The sequence below is a fragment of the Oleiphilus sp. HI0066 genome (genome assembly GCF_001635725.1).
Window position 1 is genome coordinate 1 of the sequence record NZ_LWFH01001595.1, and the last position, 981, is coordinate 981.

The 981-nt window shown below is 45.9% G+C and carries 1 protein-coding gene; it reads left to right on the forward strand.

Annotation, left to right across the window (positions count from 1 at the left end; all coding sequences use genetic code 11):
* Window positions 1–19: 19 nt before the first annotated feature.
* A partial coding sequence (locus tag A3738_RS25035; protein WP_082890141.1) for an FAD-binding oxidoreductase occupies window positions 20–981 on the forward strand: 962 nt, incomplete at its 3' end.

The window sequence follows — 981 nt, forward strand, 5'->3', positions numbered from 1 at the left end:
GGCGACGTCGAAATACCCGATGCGTTACCCATCACTAACGAAAAGCCTCGACACACAGGTATGCGTCATTGGCGGTGGATTTAGCGGTGTAAATACCGCTCTTGAACTTGCTGAAAGAGGGTTCAAAGTTGTATTGCTCGAAGCATATCGCATCGGATGGGGAGCTTCAGGACGCAATGGTGGACAACTCATCCAAGGTGTTGTTCATGGTATTGAGCCTTTTGCGAAAGCCCTAGGAGAAGAGGGTGTAAAGGCCATTGAAGACATGGGATTTGAGTCCGTTAATATCGTCAGAGAGCGCGTTAAAAAGTACAACATTGATTGCGATTTAAAGATGGGCTATTGCGATTTGGCGCATAAACCTCGACATGTAGAAGACTTTAAAGAGCACAAAGCGTGGCTAGATAAAATTGGTTATCCACATGAAACACGCCTGTTAGAAAAAGACGAAATGCATGAAGTGGTTGGCTCAACGACTTATATCGGTGGACTCATTGATATGGGCAGCGGACACCTTCATCCTTTAAATTTGGTGTGTGGTGAAGCGAATGCCGCACACGAGCTAGGAGTTCAAATATTTGAACAGTCTAAGGTTACCAATATTGAGTACGGCAAGCGTAACCGAATTACAACCGAAGCTGGCGAAGTGATCGCAGATAAGCTCGTAATATGCGGCAACGCACATGTCGCGGGACTCAATAAACAGCTCGAAGGTCAGGTACTTCCCGCAGGAAGTTACGTGATTGCAACGGAGCCTCTATCCGAAGAACTATGTAATAAAATTCTTCCGCAAGACATGGCTGTTTGCGATCAACGCATAGACCTAGACTATTACCGTTTAAGTGCAGACAAGCGCCTATTATTTGGCGGTCTGTGCACGTACTCGGGAAGAGATCCTAAAGACATTGTTGCAGCTTTGCGCCCTAACATGGACAAAGTATTTCCTTTCTTAAAAGACGTCGCGATTGATTATGCTTGGGG